Annotated in this window: 12 protein-coding genes; 3 read left to right on the forward strand and 9 right to left on the reverse strand. The window is 30.3% G+C overall.

Annotation, left to right across the window (positions count from 1 at the left end; genetic code table 11):
- Positions 1-4,149, forward strand: coding sequence for an RHS repeat-associated core domain-containing protein (locus tag ABNT65_RS10500; RefSeq protein WP_348745808.1), 4,149 nt, complete (start codon positions 1-3; stop codon positions 4,147-4,149).
- A gap of 163 nt (positions 4,150-4,312) precedes the next feature.
- On the opposite strand, the gene ABNT65_RS10505 is transcribed toward ABNT65_RS10500, so the two are convergent.
- The 3 genes from ABNT65_RS10505 to ABNT65_RS10515 form a co-directional block, all read right to left on the reverse strand.
- A complete protein-coding gene (locus tag ABNT65_RS10505; RefSeq protein ID WP_348745809.1) occupies positions 4,313-5,356 on the reverse strand; it encodes a metallophosphoesterase in 1,044 nt (347 codons plus the stop codon).
- A 123-nt stretch (positions 5,357-5,479) separates the two neighbouring features.
- On the reverse strand, positions 5,480-5,872 hold the full coding sequence (locus tag ABNT65_RS10510) for a hypothetical protein (RefSeq protein ID WP_348745810.1): 393 nt from the start codon (positions 5,870-5,872) through the stop codon (positions 5,480-5,482).
- 168 nt (positions 5,873-6,040) lie between these two features.
- Positions 6,041-6,670 carry a hypothetical protein gene (locus ABNT65_RS10515; RefSeq protein WP_348745811.1) on the reverse strand — a complete coding sequence of 210 codons (630 nt, stop codon included), beginning with the start codon at positions 6,668-6,670 and terminating at the stop codon, positions 6,041-6,043.
- Positions 6,671-7,188: 518 nt separating this feature from the next.
- On the opposite strand from ABNT65_RS10515, the gene ABNT65_RS10520 reads away from it, so the two are divergent.
- On the forward strand, positions 7,189-8,061 hold the full coding sequence (locus tag ABNT65_RS10520; RefSeq protein ID WP_348745812.1) for a polysaccharide deacetylase family protein: 873 nt from the start codon (positions 7,189-7,191) through the stop codon (positions 8,059-8,061).
- 259 nt (positions 8,062-8,320) lie between these two features.
- Here the strand turns inward: ABNT65_RS10520 and ABNT65_RS10525 are convergent, their stop codons facing one another.
- The 6 genes from ABNT65_RS10525 to ABNT65_RS10550 all read right to left on the reverse strand — a co-directional run bounded on the left by ABNT65_RS10525 (position 8,321) and on the right by ABNT65_RS10550 (position 16,048).
- Entirely contained in the window at positions 8,321-9,025 is a 705-nt protein-coding gene (locus tag ABNT65_RS10525; protein ID WP_348702463.1) for a DUF4369 domain-containing protein, read from the reverse strand.
- Between the two features lie 50 nt (positions 9,026-9,075).
- On the reverse strand, positions 9,076-10,389 hold the full coding sequence (locus tag ABNT65_RS10530; RefSeq protein ID WP_348737875.1) for a DUF819 domain-containing protein: 1,314 nt from the start codon (positions 10,387-10,389) through the stop codon (positions 9,076-9,078).
- 39 nt (positions 10,390-10,428) lie between these two features.
- Positions 10,429-11,091, reverse strand: coding sequence for a DUF2490 domain-containing protein (locus tag ABNT65_RS10535; protein ID WP_348737874.1), 663 nt, complete (start codon positions 11,089-11,091; stop codon positions 10,429-10,431).
- Positions 11,092-11,208: 117 nt separating this feature from the next.
- Positions 11,209-11,415 (reverse strand): hypothetical protein, encoded by a 207-nt coding sequence (locus tag ABNT65_RS10540; protein WP_348702460.1) that lies wholly within the window; start codon positions 11,413-11,415, stop codon positions 11,209-11,211.
- 129 nt (positions 11,416-11,544) lie between these two features.
- A complete protein-coding gene (locus tag ABNT65_RS10545; RefSeq protein ID WP_348745813.1) occupies positions 11,545-14,979 on the reverse strand; it encodes a hypothetical protein in 3,435 nt (1,144 codons plus the stop codon).
- A gap of 127 nt (positions 14,980-15,106) precedes the next feature.
- Positions 15,107-16,048, reverse strand: a complete 942-nt coding sequence (locus ABNT65_RS10550; protein WP_348745814.1) for a hydrogen peroxide-inducible genes activator — start codon at positions 16,046-16,048, stop codon at positions 15,107-15,109.
- Between the two features lie 664 nt (positions 16,049-16,712).
- Here ABNT65_RS10550 and ABNT65_RS10555 point away from each other — a divergent pair.
- Positions 16,713-18,236: a catalase gene (locus ABNT65_RS10555; RefSeq protein WP_348702457.1), complete on the forward strand. Its 1,524-nt coding sequence runs from the start codon at positions 16,713-16,715 to the stop codon at positions 18,234-18,236.
- Positions 18,237-18,301 lie beyond the last annotated feature (65 nt).

Here is an 18,301-nt window from a genome sequence, read left to right on the forward strand (position 1 = left end):
ATGAAAAAGAATTTTATATCTATTTTTTTTATAGTATTTCTCAATACTTTGCTCACTCCCTTGTTAGCACAACACGGTTGTATAAAAGTAGTTAATGGAACCCTAAATTTTGATGGTACTAATCATCAAACATTACGAGTAGTTATTAACAAAAATCCTGAAAATTGTGTTGGTAGTTCATTAGGCATTGGTAGACACCCTTCATGGCTTAGCATTCAGCAACATGAAGACTATATTGATGTTAGTTGCGTGCCTAATACTTCAGGAACTTGTAGAACCGCTGAAGTATTTTTTAATGATGGTACGGATAACCCACATATTCCTCCTTCTCCAAGAGGAAGTATTAGAGTTATACAAACTACTTCAGGAGAAGAAAACTTAAACTGGATTCAAAGTGAGCAACGAGACATTAATGGAAAAGTAATTGCCAAAGCTCGTAATTATTTCAATGTACTAGGAAAAAGTACTCAATCTCAAAGTGTAGATATTAAAACGGGAAAAACTTGGGTTTCACAAACCATGTATGATTCTCACGGAAGACCTGCTCTCCAAAGTTTAAGCGCTCCCTCTGCGGCTTGTACCAGTAATGGTTTTCAATATGTAAATGGTTTTATTAGAAATGAAGGTGGTGCTTATTTTACTAAATACAATTTTGAAAATAATCCTGAAAATCCTTCCGAAGTTGGTAGTTTTGACAATTCTGTTGGCTGGTATTATAGTGAAAGTAACAATACCGAGCCCTACCAAGATAAAACCACCCGACCATATTCACGTACTATTTATAGTGAGTTAAACCCTGGTGCTATTTTAAAAACAATTGGTGGTAATCAAATAAATGGCGAGTGGAAAAATGGGTATTCTTTTTCCATGCCTGCTGGTCAAGAACTTTCACAACATGTTGCTTTTAATGATCCCAAATACAATACACAGAAAATTGTTAAAACTGTTACTAGAGATGTACACGGAATAGAAAATGTAGTCTTTACAGATACAGATGGAAACACTTTAGCAACTGCAAGAAGCGGAAATGAAGAAGGCAATCCAAATAATACGCGTACCTCAACCATTTCTATTGGCACACAAGGATTTGTTGATATTCATATTCCTGTGGGGAGAAAAGGTATTTCTTTTTCAGGGAATCAAGGAAACATTATAGAAATTTATGATTTGATTACAGAAAAAAGAGTTGGTATTAAAGAGGAATACTTTTTACCTCCTGGTTTTTATCGAATTGCCGTAAGTAATCCTGATACCTACACAGCAGGAAATATTTCCGTAACCTATCCTGAAAACTATTATGATTATAGTTTAAATGAATATGATACTACTGGACGTTTAGTTGCTTCTTACCAACCTTTACGAGACGGAAATCAAAACAAATTAAAAAGCGAATTTCGTTACAACTCTTTAGGGCAGCTAGAATACACTAAAAGCCCTGATGAAGGAGATGCTTGGTTTAAATACCGTAAAGATGGGCAAATACGTTTTTCACAAAACAGCAAGCAAAAGGAACAAAATCAAATGTCTTATACCAGTTACGATCAAAGAGGAAGACCTATTGAAAGTGGTGTTTACACCTCGCCAAAACCTTTAAATTTTTCACAATTGAATCCTGATGGACTGGTTCCTGCTGGTTTTCGTTCTGAAAAACATATTACCGTATATGACAAAGCTGATAATCAAGGTTTGGTTGCTGCTTTTGGGGATGACTTTAGAAGAAATATTTACAATGCGCAACAGTTTCTAGCTGGTAATGTGGCTAAAACCTACACGGAAAACCCAAAAACTACTACAACTTGGTATAATTATGATATTTATGGACGTGTAGTATGGATAGCTCAAAAGATAGAAGGATTAGAGGGAGTGAAAACTATTGATTATGAATACGATGCAATTACTGGTTTGGTAAACAAAGTTATCTATCAAAAAATGTTTTTATCAGAACAATTTGTACATCGTTACACCTATGATCCTGATAATTACAAACTGGTTAAAGTAGAAACTTCTTTAGACAATAAAACCTATACTGAACATGCTAATTATGAATACTATGAAACGGGTGCTTTAAAGAGTATTGATTTAGCAGAAGGCTTACAAGGTATTGACTATGTATACAATTTAAACGGCGCCTTAAAAAGTATCAATCATCCAAGTTTGAGTAAAGATAAAGACCCTGGTGGTGATGCTAATGATCTTTTTGGAATGAACATCCATTATTATAATGGTGATTATTTACGTAATACCCCTAAACCTATTCCAAATATAAGTAATGGTATTGATCAATATAATGGAAACATTAAAGCCATTACTAGTAATACTAATAGACCTAATGAAGTCAGTCAACCAAACACCTATGTATATAAATACAATCGAAACAATTGGCTAACTGACGCTCGTTATAACTATCAAGGTAATTTTGAGAGTAACTACAATGCTATTGAAAACTATGCAACAATTATTGATACAGGGAATTCTGAAAATCATAGAGCTACCAAAAAGATCAAGTGGCTGCCTGGTTTTAAAGCCGTAGAAGGTAGTTATGTAAATGCTAAAATTGTAGATAGCGATACTGGAAAAGCCGATTACGATGTTTCTAACATTACCTACGACGCCAATGGAAATATTCAAAGTTTACGACGTAATAAAAATAAAGAAAACGGTAGCAATGCTATGGATCAATTATCCTATGCCTACAAAACCGATCAACCCAATCAATTATTACGTGTTGATGATGCTGTTACTGAAAATACCAATGCTAATGACATTAAAGATCAGCATGGAGAAAACTATAAGTATAATGCTATTGGGCAACTCATAGAAGACCATGAACATGTAACTCCAGAAAATCCTGATGATATTATCCGTTATTCGTATACAGCTAGTGGTTTAGTATCTGAAGTCACTCGTAAAAACCAACCACTGGTAAAATTCTTTTATGATGATAGAGGACATCGTGTACGTAAAGAAGCTTATAGTCAAAGTGGAAATAGTACCATTACGTATTATGTTAGAGATGCTTCTGGAACGCCTATGGGAATTTATAATTACCTTAATTCGGAAGTTTCCGGAGAAAGAGGTGCTCCTCCAACTTTAGTCGAAAACACTATATACGGAGCAAGTCGTTTAGGAGTTTACAAACGTAATACAAATGGAGAAGACATTAACCTATACCAATTAACTGATCATTTAGGAAATGTACGTGCTGTAGTGGGAAAAACTAGCTCTGGGCAAGCTATTGGCTTATCTAGCGCTACCGATTACTATCCTTTTGGAATGGCGATGCCGAAGCGTACTGTGAATGGTGCAGAAAAATACAGATACACCTACCAAGGACAAGAAAAAGACCCTAAAACTGGTAAAGAAGCTTTTCAATTACGTTTATGGGACGGTAGAATTGGTCGATGGTTAACTACGGATCCTTATGGAGAATTTTCATCTCCGTATCTGGGAATGGCAAACAATCCAATTACCGCAACAGATCCAAATGGCGGATGCACTTCTTGTTTTAATTTTAATACACTTCAAGCAATAGGAGACGCTGCTTTTATTTATGGTGAAGGAGGTTTTTTACATTCTGATTATTTTCTAGATGAGGTTTTTATAACCAATAAAACTCCTAATTCAGACTTCAAAGCATGGAAGCATGCTCCTTTTATAAGTTTCGGAACTACTCCACCTACTAGTATTGCTCAAATACAATATACGTTTACTCCAACTTCTGGTCACCCAGTTTGGGGAACTGGAGGTGGAACTGATGAAATGGGAAGAAAACTAGGACCAAATGGTGAGCTATACGATCCTATATATACTGATGAATTATTAATCCCTGGAGGTGGAGGAGGTAGCTTCAGAGTTCTTGGGAATGGTAGTACATATTCATTAATAAAAAGAGGAATCCAAGGAATACAAACTGGATTAGGTGCTCAAGGTCATTATGATACTATTAAAACAAAACTAGCACCTTATGAATTTAACGCTGCATTCATAACAAAAGAGTTTATTGTTAGATTAGATACTAGGACTATAGATTCTACTCAAACTACTATTTGGCTTCATGGTTCAAAGAAACAACTAAACTATATAAGAGATTCAATTAACAGCGCACATAATAAAGCTAGAAAAGAAGCTTTAAACTATTTTACATATTAAACTAAAACTAGATAACTCTAATATAAAAAATATGGATTGTTAACACAGTAATGTTTTTCGAATCATGTGTCAGTAGGCAATATGATAAATATTAAAACTACTTTACAGTAAAATGTAGAGTAGTTTTTTTATGTAGCATAAGTCTAATCTACCTTAATTACAGTTAAAATCGTATTTTCTTTCCTTCTAAGGTTCCTCGGAAATATTTTCCATTTATAATGAGTAATAACTCTCCATATTTCCCTTTTTTTATACTGGAATCTACCCCAAAAATTTTGTTATCAAACAAACTAACCACTTCTTCATTTGAACAGTGCCCTACCACAATATGTTCTGAGTTTATATCATGTAAGATCTCGCAAACATCTTTATCTTTCAAATTTTTATCAAGAAAATACCCTCGATACCATATCAAGCTTGATGCTCCATAATAGTTTTTATAAAAATCTGTAGCTTTCATTTCTTTCTTGCTACGATCTATAGATTTCCTCATAATATCATTTATGTTTTTGATATTAAAATCGTTTATAGCTAAGAAATCTTTTGAAATTCCACCATGTACAAACACATTGTTATTTATTTTTAAAATTGTAGATTTTGAACGTAACCACCTACCAATAAGTGTATTTTTTCCGTATAATTCATTATACTCTACATTCAATAACTTAGAAGTTGATTGATATTTTTCATTTATATACCTTAAATCTTCATGAAGAATCATATACTCGTGATTCCCTAATAAAAAATGCACTCGACCACCTTTTATTTTTGCCTGTTTTTCAAGCTTATAAATTAACCAAAGCATTTCATTAACCTTATCACCCCTGTCAAAAATATCTCCAACAATTACTAAATGTCCTTTACCAAAATTCCAATTTAGTTTCTTATCTATTATTTTGTTGTTTTTTAATATTTCTACTGCTAAGTCATATTGTCCATGAATATCACTTAGAGCGGCTATTTTCTTTATTTTGTTATAAACAGCTTTTTCAGGATGAAATATTGTATTATAGACATTGGCTTCTAAAGTCTTTGAAAAAACTTGCCCCTTTATTACTGATTTTTCAATCAATTTATTTTTTTCAATAAATATATAAGGGCCATCAGAAAATTTATTCTGAACACCATTAGTATTCTTTATGCTTTGACAAAATGCGGGGAATGTAGTTAAAGAGACTATTATTAATATAATAATTTTTTTAATCATCAATTTATTTTTGTTTAACGGTTAGTATAAGAATAGTAGCCGACTACGTTGCACTTACCTTTTCTTTTGCAAGAAAGATGAAGCGGGCTACAAACCTCTAATTTATTACTGTTACGACTATTCCTAATTAGACATGAGGTTAACTCTAATCACATCTTGATGCAAACCATAAACAATCTGTAATTTTTCTACATCATTATAATAAAATTCCATCCAACCATTATTAAGTATTAATTCCCAATCTTCTCTTTTTCCGTAGCGCTCCATATATAAATCTAATTTCCTTTTCATTCCTTCTTCACTTTCTCTTCCCATAGGGTCATTATACCATACCGCAATTATTTTTGAATCATTTACGTATAAAGCCAAATCAAAATCATCGCCTTCAATTCGATAATTCGTTACTTCCCCATCTTTTTCTATATCTATTTCTTTCGAGAAAGAATTTAATATTTTTAGCCCCTCTTTAACATTTCCGCCAACGGGTAAAAATGGTGTTAATAATTTTGTATTCATAGTTATAGAAATTTTTGTAGATCTTTAATGTTTACTAACGTTTTGTGTATGATTAGTTACGATTTTTATCCAAATGTAACTAAAGATTATTACTTTATGGTTTCAACGAATACTTTCTAAAGTAGCCAGAACCTAGCAATTAATTATAAACGTTGCTACCAGTAGTTTTTACTTCCAGAATTCCCACCATTTATTATTCTTCTGTTTTAAAATTTTTCCTTTATCATTTTTTGTGAGATCAATACTTATGATTCCTTTCTCTTCAAATTCACATATTTTTGTATTCGATAAATTGATGTTATTTAAATTAACAAAAGATTCAGCCTTTATCAGTAAAATTTCATTTTTTAAAGTATTCCACTTTTCAACTATATTTTTATCACTTTCAATTTCAAATCTTCGATTAAAAAGATTTCTCACATCTGGGGTTTCTGAATCAATATTAATATACAGGCTTGTAATTCTTTCTTTTTCTTTATTATCATTAATAGAATCAAGGAATTCAATTAATATTTTCTTTCTTTCATTAAATGACAATCTTGGTATTTCAATTATTTCTTCATCATCATTTTCGATTCTTTGAATTCTATTAACTATACTATTTTCATTTTGATTAGAATATGATGTCGTGGTGTTTTTAGCTATTTCTAAATTTTCGTCAAGCATAAAATAATCAGTAGCCAAAATAGAAAAAAACTCATTGTTGTTTTTGTCTAAATAAAAGACTTCATTTAAACTAAAGGGTGATTGAGATATTCCAATCATTAACCAATTTAATATTTGATTTTCGTTTGTCATCTAATTACTGATAATGTAGAGCCAAACACAAAAGTGTTTATTCCCATTATACTTACAAATCTAATAGATTTTTAACTAATTAAAAACTATAAAGTAGTTGAATATTCGTTTAAGGTTATACATTTTAATGCACATAACTAGTTGTAAAACACCAACACCTGAGAGAGCAAACAAACAACACCCGAAGGTGGAAACAAACAACACCCGAAGGTGGAAACAAACAACACCCGAAGGTGGAAACAAACAACACCCGAAGGTGGAAACAAACAACACCCGAAGGTGGAAACAAACAACACCCCATAAAGTGGATGATATACATCCACTTTAAACTACGCTTAAATTACTAGCTACCTAAAATAGATTCAATCTTATTACTTGTTATATTACACTTTCTTCTTTAGTTTTCTTAAATTCCCTTTTCAATTACACAAACTAACTAAACCACCAACACCTTGTATTTAAAACACTTTTTCTTAATCGGCTTTCTAATAATATCTCAATTGGTTAATTCGCAAAAAATGGTATCTATTACCATTGACGATATACCTAATGCTATCAACTTTAAAAAGAACAAGTATCAATCACTCCTTTTAAACAAACTGGATGCTTTGAAAATACCCATTGCTGTTTTTGTAAATGAAGTGCTTATCTATAGTACGGAAACAACTACCAAAAACTTTGATCTTTTGGATCAATGGGCTCAAAGAGATTATATAACCTTAGGAAATCATACCTTTAATCATGCTAGGTATTCTGATTTAGGGCTTGAAGCTTATAAAGATGAAATTATAAAGGGAGAAGCCATTTCTAAACAGCTTGCTAAAAAATATAATAAATCACTTACACATTTTAGGTTTCCGTATAATGATTTAGGAAAAGACTCTATTCAGCAAACTCAAATAAAAAATTATTTAACTAAAAAAGGCTATCATATTACACCTTTTACTATTGAGAGTTCTGATTGGATGTATAATTTTGTTTATGAGTATTACTTAACTAAAAACAACCTACAAAAAGCCAAAGAAATTGGAGAGGCTTATATAAATAAAACCTTAGCGTATTTTGATTTTTTTGAAGCCTTAGCACAAAAGGATTACCAGCGTCCTATAAAGCAAATTTATCTTTGTCATGATAATACTTTGAATGCCGATTATTTACCTCAACTAATCACTGCTTTAAAACAGAAAGGATATTCTTTTATTAGTTTAGACAATGCTTTAACTGATACAATTTACCAACAAAAAACAAATTATTATCAAAAATGGGGTGTTTCTTGGTTATACAGATGGGAAATTGCTGAAAAAGATCGTTATAAAAACATGAGGGAACAGCCTTCTACAACAACTATTCAAAAGTTATATAATAGCATTTTAAAAGAGATGAATAAATAGTTTCTCAAAGCAGTGAAAGCATGATTTTATTAAACTTATAACACAAAATTATAGTCTAACTCACCTTAATTTAATAAGATTTCGACTGCGCTCAATCTGACATATAGAACATATATCAAGTTTAGAACACGAAATAGTCAACCTTTACAGATCCTACATATATGGAAAACTTATTCGTAAACCATATAAAATAATATTAATCCAAAACGACCATTCTAAAAAGAATGGTCGTTGTATTATTAAACAAAAGTAATCCCAATTACTTTTGTTCTTTTGCTTTTATATTGGTTACAAACTTTTGTAATTGCTTTCCATATTTTGAGCCTTTTACTCTATCTGTTAAACTATTATTAATAGTATCTAACAATTGTATGTTGGCATCAAATAATTCAGTTAATGCAAGATATGGTGAAGCTTCACTATCTGCGTTGGCAATGGCAAAATTGGTTGTAAATAAAAATCTGCGTCTTACCATTTTTTTATAATCAAGTTCTAATTGCTTTATTGCCTCTTCATCTTTCGCTTGTCTTGCTTCTACATCTTTTTTAATAAAGTCTAAACGTTGATCTGTGAATCTTTTGTTTATTTCTTGAAATTTTTTGATTACTTCTTGGTTTTTAGAGCCTGTAATCTCTGGCTTAAACCCAAACTCCTCTACTTTGTCATTGATTGTAATTTCTCCTTTTTCTCCAAAAAACAACAGTCGTTTGTCATTGGTATTTCCATTAAATGTTAAATAGTACATTTCTGGATTGTCCACATTATCTGTTAACACAAACATATCATTTCCTAATAACGCCACAGAGTCTACAGTTACTAAAACTGTATCCTTCATTTTTTGAAGGTATAAAGTTCCTTTTTTAAGTCCTTTTATTTGACCTTTAACCACCATGTTTCCTTCTTTTTTAGAGGAACATGCAATGATTAATGAAGTGATGATAAGTGTAAGTATTGTTTTTTTCATTCTGATCATTTTGTATTATCTCCTTAGGATTGCAAATATGCGTAATTCTGTTAAATTGTGGCTGATAATTCCATTAAAATTGTACACAGAATAGCTCCAATGGTACCAATAGCATACCCAAAAACGGCTAGTAAAACACCTACTGTTGCTAACGATGGGTGAAACGCTGAAGCTACTATAGGTGCCGAAGCTGCACCTCCTACATTTGCTTGACTTCCTACTGCTAAAAAGAAATAAGGTGCTTTAATTAATTTGGCTACTAAGATTAACAACCCTGCATGTATAGACATCCAAACCAACCCTATAGCTATTAAGCCTACATTATCAAAAATCATGGTTAAGTCCATTTTCATTCCAATAGTAGCTACTAATATGTAAATAAATACACTACCCAATTTACTAGCTCCTGCTCCTTCATAGTTTTTAGCTTTGGTAAAAGATAATGCTATAGCTACTATAGTTGAAATACTGATTAACCAAAAGAAACCTGAGCCTAAGAAAGAGAATATATTTCGCCATGTTGGTGAAGTTATGCCTTTGGTTATATCTGCAAAAAATGTACTTAAATATTTTGAAGCAAAATGTCCAAATCCAACGGTTCCAAATGCAATGGCTAACATAATCATGATGTCAGTTAATGTTGGATTTCTTTTTACACTTTGGGTAAAGTTTACTACTTTTTCTTTTAATTCTTCAATAGCTGAAGTATCTGCTTTTAACCAAGCATCTATTTTATCTTTTTTACCAATTCCTATTAATAAAATGGCCATCCATATATTGGCTACAACGATATCAACAAATACCATTCCTCCGTATTTTGAAGGATTGTATTGATAAATTTCTAACATGGCTGTTTGATTAGCGCCTCCTCCAATCCAACTTCCTGCTAATGTAGACAGTCCTCTCCATACAGCATCAAAATCAGCGCCTCCAACGGTTTCAGGAGAAAAAATAGAGATTAATAAAATGGCTATAGGACCTCCAATAATAATACCCACGGTTCCTGTAAAAAACATAATTAATGCTTTAGAACCTAAATTAAAAATAGCTTTTAAATCAATACTTAACGTCATTAGTACCAACGCTGCTGGTAATAAGAAACGACTTGCTACATAGTATAATTGCGACTTGTTTTTTACTACTACTTCTCCTGCTTTATCTAAGCTTTCCCACTCTGGAGCTATAACGCCTAATGTGGTAAAAATAGCTGGGATAAAATAGGCCATAAATAAGCCTGGTACTATTTTATAAAACTTGTGCCAAAATCCTGATTTTTGATTTTCTGTATAAAAAACGAAGCCTAAAGAAATCATTAAAATACCAAAAACAATGGCGTCATTGGTAAATAAAGGTTGATTGTTCATAAATTGTAGTTAATTTCTGCTAAGGTATTGAAAATATGTTTACTTCTTTTTTTGATGATTAGTGTTAATAGCTACGCCTATTTGAACCCTATCAAAACCTTGGTGATTATCATTTATAATCTTCATATATCCTAACTGTAACTTAACACCTTTAGATACTTTATACTTTACACCAATTCCCATCCAATTTTGGTTGAATGCTTCTCCTTCAAAATCAAAAAATATTTCGTCATATAAATAAGTAGACCATTTATCACATATAGGATAGTTAAAAGCTAGTTGGTATCGTATAAAATGTCCTGTAGTACTATTAAAAAAGCGTTGTTCAGCTCTTAATCTATGGTCTAGTCCTAACTCAGCAATCTTATGTTTAATGTTTAAATCTTCATACACTCTGTGTTCGTTAAAGTCTCCTTTATCTAACTCATATGTAGTGTCTGTACTTAAATAAGCATATCCTAAAGTAGCACTTAAGGTAGTATTGATTTTATAATTTGCTCCTAAACGTCCTATAAATTGTTGCATATCATCTCCTATTTCAAAAAAACGAAAATGTGCCATTGATTTTAGACTAAACTTATTTGAAAGTGTATGAGAACCATTATACATATACCAAGCTCCAAATGTATTTTCTGGATTGGTTTGCGCTATTCCAGATAAAGCACTCATAGTTATAATGATAGCTAAATAAACTTTTTTCATTGTATTCTTTTTTCTGTGTTTATTAGCTGTAAATGTAGTAATTTAAGTATAAAAAGGTTGCCTTTTTATTTAAGACAACCTTGTTAACTTTAATAACCTTCTATTTATTATAGTGGCTTAAGAACATCCTCTACAATTTCTATGGTTATCACAATTTGCTATAGCATTAGCGGTTGAAGAATAGGTTACGGTATGAAGTGAGCCATCTGGATTTTCATATTTACAATCCCAAGATCGTCCGCCTCCTATTTCCATCTTTTCAGATTTTGATAATTCTTCAACTCCTTGTACTTTTAATAAGTCTTTAATTAATGTTTGGTTCATAATTGTTTTGTTTTAAAATTGTTACTACAATAGTAGTTTCTATTTTAATAGGAAAAAACACCCTAAAAGGGTTGTTTTTTCTAAACAACCATTATAAAAACATCGTAAAAACTATTGAAAGAATAGTTACTACTTATAATCTTCTTCTTTATTTTTTTTAAAGTTATTATAATACTCCAACTTAGCATGCATAAATATTCTTGAATTATAAGGGTTTATATATTCTTGATTAACATTTCTTCTTTCCATATTTAACCATCTTCCTGTAGAAATATCATAGTTCCTAGTTCCAAAATCATACCAATACAAACCTAGTTCATCTTTCAGTTCTTTTCCATTAAACCTAAACTTCTGAGCTATACTATTACCATCTGAAGAAACAATGTTATTGTACCCCTTATGTTGCAAACCCAAGGGATAATAATTCAGTTCTTCTATAATTTCTGATTTATTTCCTCTTGTTTGTATGGTACCATCATTATTATTATCTGTATACGATAGCCTTATGTTTCCGAAATAATCTTTGTATTGATATACATACTTATAAGAGGAGATTACTTCACTACCGTTTGTAATTACAGGAGTTACATAGCCTTCTGGGTGACGAAAGAATTGTAATCTATTTTTTTCATAAATATAATTACCGATATAGTCTGTGATAGTTGTATTTTGATTATCTATGGTTATTTTTCTTTGCTTAACACCTGTGGCGTCATAAACATACTTTACTGTTTTATGATTAGTATTTCCTACTTTAACTTCTGTTGGTAAATTTAAATGGTTATATACTATTCCAGCACTTGTATATGTGCCTATGTTTTTATTTAAGTTTGTTAGCATATTTCCATTAGCATCATAAATATATTCAACATTAGAATTTACGTTGTCTATAAATCCAGTATTTATACTTCCTCCAGACAACTCTTCTACTTTAATTAACTTATTGCCTGAGTATATATATTTCAAATTATCCATTAGTCCAAAATGACTAACCCTAATATCTTTGTGTCCTCTTCTTTGTAGTTTTTTAATATTTCCGTTTTTATCATAAACAATATTAGCAACATCATACTTATCGTTATTATACCCTTTTGCAGCTACCATTCTATTCAAAGCATCATACTTATATGTATACCCTCTAATATCATTTGAAATGTTATTAGTTCTCCACAAAAATTCTTTAATATTACTAGTAGATTGCTCTTCTCTATCTCTATTTTGAGAAACATCATTATAACTCAACTTAAAAGAAAACAGATCATCTGCTAGGTTATCTATATTGTTTAGTTGTTTTAACTGTCCTTTGTTATTATACTGGTAGTTAATTATTTGCAAGCCTTTATTTAAATCTACAAAGACCAAATTTCTGATACTTGCATTCTTTTCATATAAAAAAACAATACCAACCATAGCTTTAGCCTCACTTAAAAATTCTGATGTATAAAATACTTTATTGTTTTTTAAATAGTAAACTTTACCATTTCTACGTTCAATAGTAAAATAATCATTAGCTACATATGTTGTTTTTATCCCTATGTTTCTCCCTGATTCGTAAACATATGCTTTTCCTTCTTTATTTTGGATTGCATAAGCCATATCTTGGGATATTATATTGTTATCTACAGTAGACAATCCTACCATTACTTTTTTCTTTCCATTAGTTACTGAATAACTTACATAACCATCTTCTGAAATTTTATTTGACGTAGCTAATTCTGAATTATTATTAGTTTCTGAATTTTTAACAATTACGTTTTCTTTTATTGAAACATCTTTGCTTATGTTGATATAACTACTTGTATTTGGTAAGCGTCCTCCTACTACTTTCTTAATAAGCTTTCCATAACTATCATAGGTATTTTGTAAAATAAGCTCTTTAACTTGATTGTTAATTCGTTGTTCTTGACGAATCAAACGATTGACAGTATTATAGGTGTAATAGTTTTCTGTAATTACAGGTGCTTTATTTTCTCTTTTATGTACCCATAATTCTTTTAATGTCCTACCTTCTGAATCTAGCTCTTTTCCTGTTTCATTTTTAGCTTTTAAATAATTATTTTCAGTTATTCTATAGATTGGTCTTTTTTGAGCATCATAATAAATAGATGTTGTAATCCATTTTGAGGTTCCTAAAACACGGGCTTTTATACCTGTTTTTAAACTTTCTGTACCATTAGTAAATAATTGTCCTCCGTGAGAATACCCTATATATACGGTATTCTGTTTATTATTTACCTCATAAAATGTACTGAATCCTCGTAAAGAACTCTGAATATCAATCAAACCTTTATGAAATATTTTATCATTTTTTTTATACAAAATGTATTCTCCTGAACGTTCTACTTTAAAAATATCTCCTACTTGATAATTACCTTCTAATGCTATGGATAATACATCTTTCTCATAAACATTTATTTTCCCTTTCTCATTCAAACTTATTTTATAATCTATAGGTAAAGACGTACGATTATTCTTTTCAAGAATTGTAAAACCTACTTCTCTATTTTTATTTAGTTCTGGAACTGTAAATTGGATATATCCATCATGTTCTATAACTTCTGTAGATATATATTTTTGAGTGTTTTCTTCCCTATTAAAACCATACGAAATCTTCAATTTATTATCCTTTTTCCAATTATAATCATCATAATAATTAATAGTAAATATCTTTAACTGCTTTGTTGGAAAAGTTCTGGAAGTATAATAGAGTTCTGTACTCATATCTACCAATTTATTTCCTGTTCTTATTCTTTCCTCGTAAAGTAATTCAGAATTTTTATTAGTGTGTGTAGTTACCCTATTTTGAAGTTTTTCTCTCTCTTCATTATCTATATACAAACCTGTATAAGCTATTCTACCATCAAAATCGTATTTGGTAAACAACCATTCTTTTGGAGTTTTTGCTCTTTGATTAGCATCTTGAGTTAAAACTGGACGATCTAATTTATCATAAACAATATTTTCTTTTCCTTTTCCTGGTATTTTCTTTTCTATCAATCTATTTCTAGTGTCATATCTGTACTGATAACATAGATTATCCAATATTGATGTTTCTATTTCTTCTCTTTCATTTAAAATTTTTGAAGAGCCTTCAGGTGATAAAACATAATTTAAATTACCATAATCGTCATAAACATAATAAGTATCATGATTGCTGTCATCATTCTGTTCAGAATTATAATTTCTTTTTAAAATAACTTGGCCTTTTTTATTTTTAAATTCAGCTGTAGTATGATCTCTTAAATCAGTTTGAGTTGGTTTCCAATTTCCATCTTTAGTTACAGTTTTATACAATTCATTTTTTAAATAGAAACCTCCATAATTTAATTTTGGAATACCTGAAGCCTCATGAAATGTTACATAAAAATATCGTACTTTTTCTTCTTCATTTAATGGTGTTTTCTTAGTAGAACTTATACACTCATAAGGAAACAAGTTTGCTTGAGAGTTATCTACCTTAAATAGCATTGAAACAATAAAAACTTTTAATAAAAGCTTTTTGTTATGCTTTATTCTTAAAACTAAATTTAAACACCACTTTATCTTATTGAGTAATTTATCCATTCAGTTCTTGGTTTTTAAATTATAACTATTAAGGTGTATTGCGGGTTAATAAACTACCAAGATGTAAAACATCTAGATATTATACAAATTGACTATCTCATAGCAATTAAACGTACGGTAAATTTGTTTAAAAAACAGGTTCTTTCCATCTTACTCTCATATAATTATCTATTTTCTTGAGATCTTTAGGTAAGTTTTGTTTTATAATCATCAATAAATTTTCTAATAACTTTTCTTTAGTAAAGTTTTTATTAACCACAATACTTACTTCTCTTGTAGGAATTGGATCTTTAAATTGTTTTATAAACTGTCTTTCTTCTGTATTTTGAATGGAAAGCTGTGGTACTAAACTATATCCTAAACCTGCTTGTACTAAATTTTTAATAGTTTGAATAGAACCACTTTCAAATATAAAATCATGGTTTATATCGGTATTCTTCTCCTTACAAATGTTTAATACTTGATTCCTAAAACAGTGCCCCTCTTCTAACAACAACAGATTTTCAGGTGTTAAATCTTTTTCATCTACCTTCTCTGCTTCTTCAAAAAGTTCTGCATTTTTGCAATAAAGAAAGAAAGGTTCTTGGTAAAGATTTATTTCACGTAATCTTGAATCTTCTAAAGGAGTAGACAAAATGCTCAAATCTAACGTTCCATTATTAAGCGCTTCAATAATTTGGTTTGTTTGCATTTCCTTAATTGTTAATTTTAAATCAGGATGTTCTCTTACAAAATCTTCCAAAAAAAGCGGTAATAAATAGGGTGCGATGGTAGGTATAATTCCTAAAGTAAATTCACCTGTAAGATCTGTTTTATCTCCGTAAGCAAACTTATTAAACTCACCTACCTCACGTAAAATTAATTTAGCTTTTGCTATTAATACTTCACCTACAGGCGTAGGTGTAAGTGGAGATTTATTTCTATTAAAAATAGTTGTACCAATTTCTTCTTCTAGCTTTTTTACCTGTAAAGTTAAAGTTGGTTGCGTAACAAAACATGCTTCTGCAGCTTTTACATAATGTCTTTTATTATTTAATGCAACAATATATTTAAGTTGTTGTATAGTCATATCAATATTGTTTTATAAAGTCTTTTTAACATTTAAAGTTTTACTTTTTTATATAGTTATCACATCCGTCAGAAACTAAAACTTCTAACGTACTAATAACAACATAAAGCCCTTTATAAGGCTATAAACAATCTGCTAATACATTTATAAATTCAATTGCATGACTCTAATCTAGAGAGTATCTCTTCAAAGTAATAACTTTTCTCCTTTAATTGGTATGTAGGATTATAAGTTATAAATTTTAAGCTCTAAGGGACAAAAGCTTTCTGTTTTGAATAAAGAAGTCTACCAATTATAAATATCCTTACAAACAATTGTAATATTTATTTTAAATACATTTAAATTGGTTTCATCCATTTAAATAAATACTTGATAACAAACAGTTTTTGTAGCCGCTAAGTCAAGATGACTCTAACACAAATATCAACAACACTTCTTTTTTCTCAAAATAAGTGAGTCAACATCCTTATTAATTTTATAAATATGATTATTTAAAGTATTAATATCATGACTCATAACTCCCATAGCGTACTTCTATTTTCTCTAAATAAGCAAGATGTAAACATTATTAATTTTATAAATACTAACATTAAAAGTATCAATATTATTTATACTCTTTTTGGTTATACCTTTAGCTAAATCAAACTATAAATTATTTTTAAAAATGAAAAAAACAGCAATTTTTATCGCATTTTTTGCTTGTTGTATTGCTTACGGACAAGTAATTACAACAAATGGAGGTGTTCCTGTTGGAGACAATCAAAATTCTAAAACAGTAGGTAGGTACGGAGAAGTACTTTTAGAAGATATTCATCTTATTGAAAAGCTTGCCGCTTTTGATCGTGAACGTATACCAGAACGTGTTGTTCATGCTAGAGGTGCTGGTGCTTTTGGGCATTTTATTAGCACCAAAGATATGTCTAGGTTTACAAAAGCTTCTTTATTTCAAGGAAATGGTAAAAAAACGGATGTAGCAGTACGCTTTTCTACTGTTATACATGGAAAAGGATCTCCTGAAACTGCTAGAGATCCTAGAGGTTTCGCGGTGAAGTTTTATACCGATCAAGGGAATTATGATATTGTAGGGAATAACTTACCTGTATTTTTTATTAGAGATGCGATTAAGTTTCCTGATATGGTGCATTCTTTAAAGCCATCTCCTGTTACTAACAAGCAAGATCCAAATAGATTTTTTGACTTTTTTAGTAATGTTCCTGAATCTACTCATATGATTACTCGTTTATATACAGATTTAGGGATTCCTAAAGGATATCAATTTATGAACGGAAGTAGTGTACATGGATTTAAATGGGTGAATGATAGAGGTGAAGTAACTTATGTAAAATATTCATGGGTTAGTAAACAAGGTGAAATAAATTTAGATATTGACCAGGCAGCTGAACAACAATCTAAAGATTGGCAACATGCTACGGTTAGTTTAAGAGACGATATTGCTAACAATAAGTTTCCACAATGGGATTTATTTGTACAATTAATTAAGCCAAGAGATTTACATAGTTTTGATTTCTGGCCTTTAGATGCAACAAAAGATTGGCCTGCTGACCAAATTCAAAAAATTAAAATAGGTACGATGATTTTGAATAAAAATCCTATTAACTTTTTTGAACAAGTAGAATCAATAGCAATGGCTCCTGGAAACTTAGTTCCTGGTATTGAACCATCTGAAGATAAATTATTACAAGGTCGTTTGTTCTCTTATTTTGATACACAACGTCATAGATTAGGACCAAACAATCAACAAATAGCTGTAAACAGACCTAAAATTCAAGTAGTAAATTACAATTCTGACAGTTTTTCTAGTGCTGACAATTCTAAGTTTCCTAATCCAGATGTAAATTATGAACCAAGTAATAAAGTAAATCTTTCTGACGATGCTTCTTTTAAGTTTTCTCAAAGAAAAATTAAATACACCAGAATCACTCAAGGAAGTATTACTAAAACGAATAATTTTGGGCAAGCTGGTGATTTTTACAGATCATTATCTGCTAAGGATAAAGATAACTTAATAAGAAACTTAACTGGCGACTTAGGTCAGGTAACAGATAGAAGAATTCAGAAAAAAATGATTATTCATTTTTATAGAGCTGATAGAAACTATGGGATGAGAGTTGCAAGAGCCTTAGGTTTTTCTCAAAATGACTTTATGCAACATAGAGGTCAACACTAAAACTTTTTTATACGCAACACTTGATACTAACATAATTCTGCTATTAGTTTTGAGTGTTGGGTATA

Source organism: Tenacibaculum sp. 190524A02b (assembly GCF_964036645.1).
GTDB lineage: Bacteria > Bacteroidota > Bacteroidia > Flavobacteriales > Flavobacteriaceae > Polaribacter > Polaribacter vairaonense.

Excerpts from the sequence above, each read along its gene's own strand:
- ABNT65_RS10500 (WP_348745808.1), top strand. The coding sequence starts at position 1 with ATGAAAAAGAATTTTATATCTATTTTTTTTATAGTATTTCTCAATACT.
- ABNT65_RS10505 (WP_348745809.1), bottom strand. The coding sequence starts at position 5,356 with ATGATTAAAAAAATTATTATATTAATAATAGTCTCTTTAACTACATTC.
- ABNT65_RS10510 (WP_348745810.1), bottom strand. The coding sequence starts at position 5,872 with ATGAATACAAAATTATTAACACCATTTTTACCCGTTGGCGGAAATGTT.
- ABNT65_RS10515 (WP_348745811.1), bottom strand. The coding sequence starts at position 6,670 with ATGACAAACGAAAATCAAATATTAAATTGGTTAATGATTGGAATATCT.
- ABNT65_RS10520 (WP_348745812.1), top strand. The coding sequence starts at position 7,189 with ATGGTATCTATTACCATTGACGATATACCTAATGCTATCAACTTTAAA.
- ABNT65_RS10525 (WP_348702463.1), bottom strand. The coding sequence starts at position 9,025 with ATGAAAAAAACAATACTTACACTTATCATCACTTCATTAATCATTGCA.
- ABNT65_RS10530 (WP_348737875.1), bottom strand. The coding sequence starts at position 10,389 with ATGAACAATCAACCTTTATTTACCAATGACGCCATTGTTTTTGGTATT.
- ABNT65_RS10535 (WP_348737874.1), bottom strand. The coding sequence starts at position 11,091 with ATGAAAAAAGTTTATTTAGCTATCATTATAACTATGAGTGCTTTATCT.
- ABNT65_RS10540 (WP_348702460.1), bottom strand. The coding sequence starts at position 11,415 with ATGAACCAAACATTAATTAAAGACTTATTAAAAGTACAAGGAGTTGAA.
- ABNT65_RS10545 (WP_348745813.1), bottom strand. The coding sequence starts at position 14,979 with ATGGATAAATTACTCAATAAGATAAAGTGGTGTTTAAATTTAGTTTTA.
- ABNT65_RS10550 (WP_348745814.1), bottom strand. The coding sequence starts at position 16,048 with ATGACTATACAACAACTTAAATATATTGTTGCATTAAATAATAAAAGA.
- ABNT65_RS10555 (WP_348702457.1), top strand. The coding sequence starts at position 16,713 with ATGAAAAAAACAGCAATTTTTATCGCATTTTTTGCTTGTTGTATTGCT.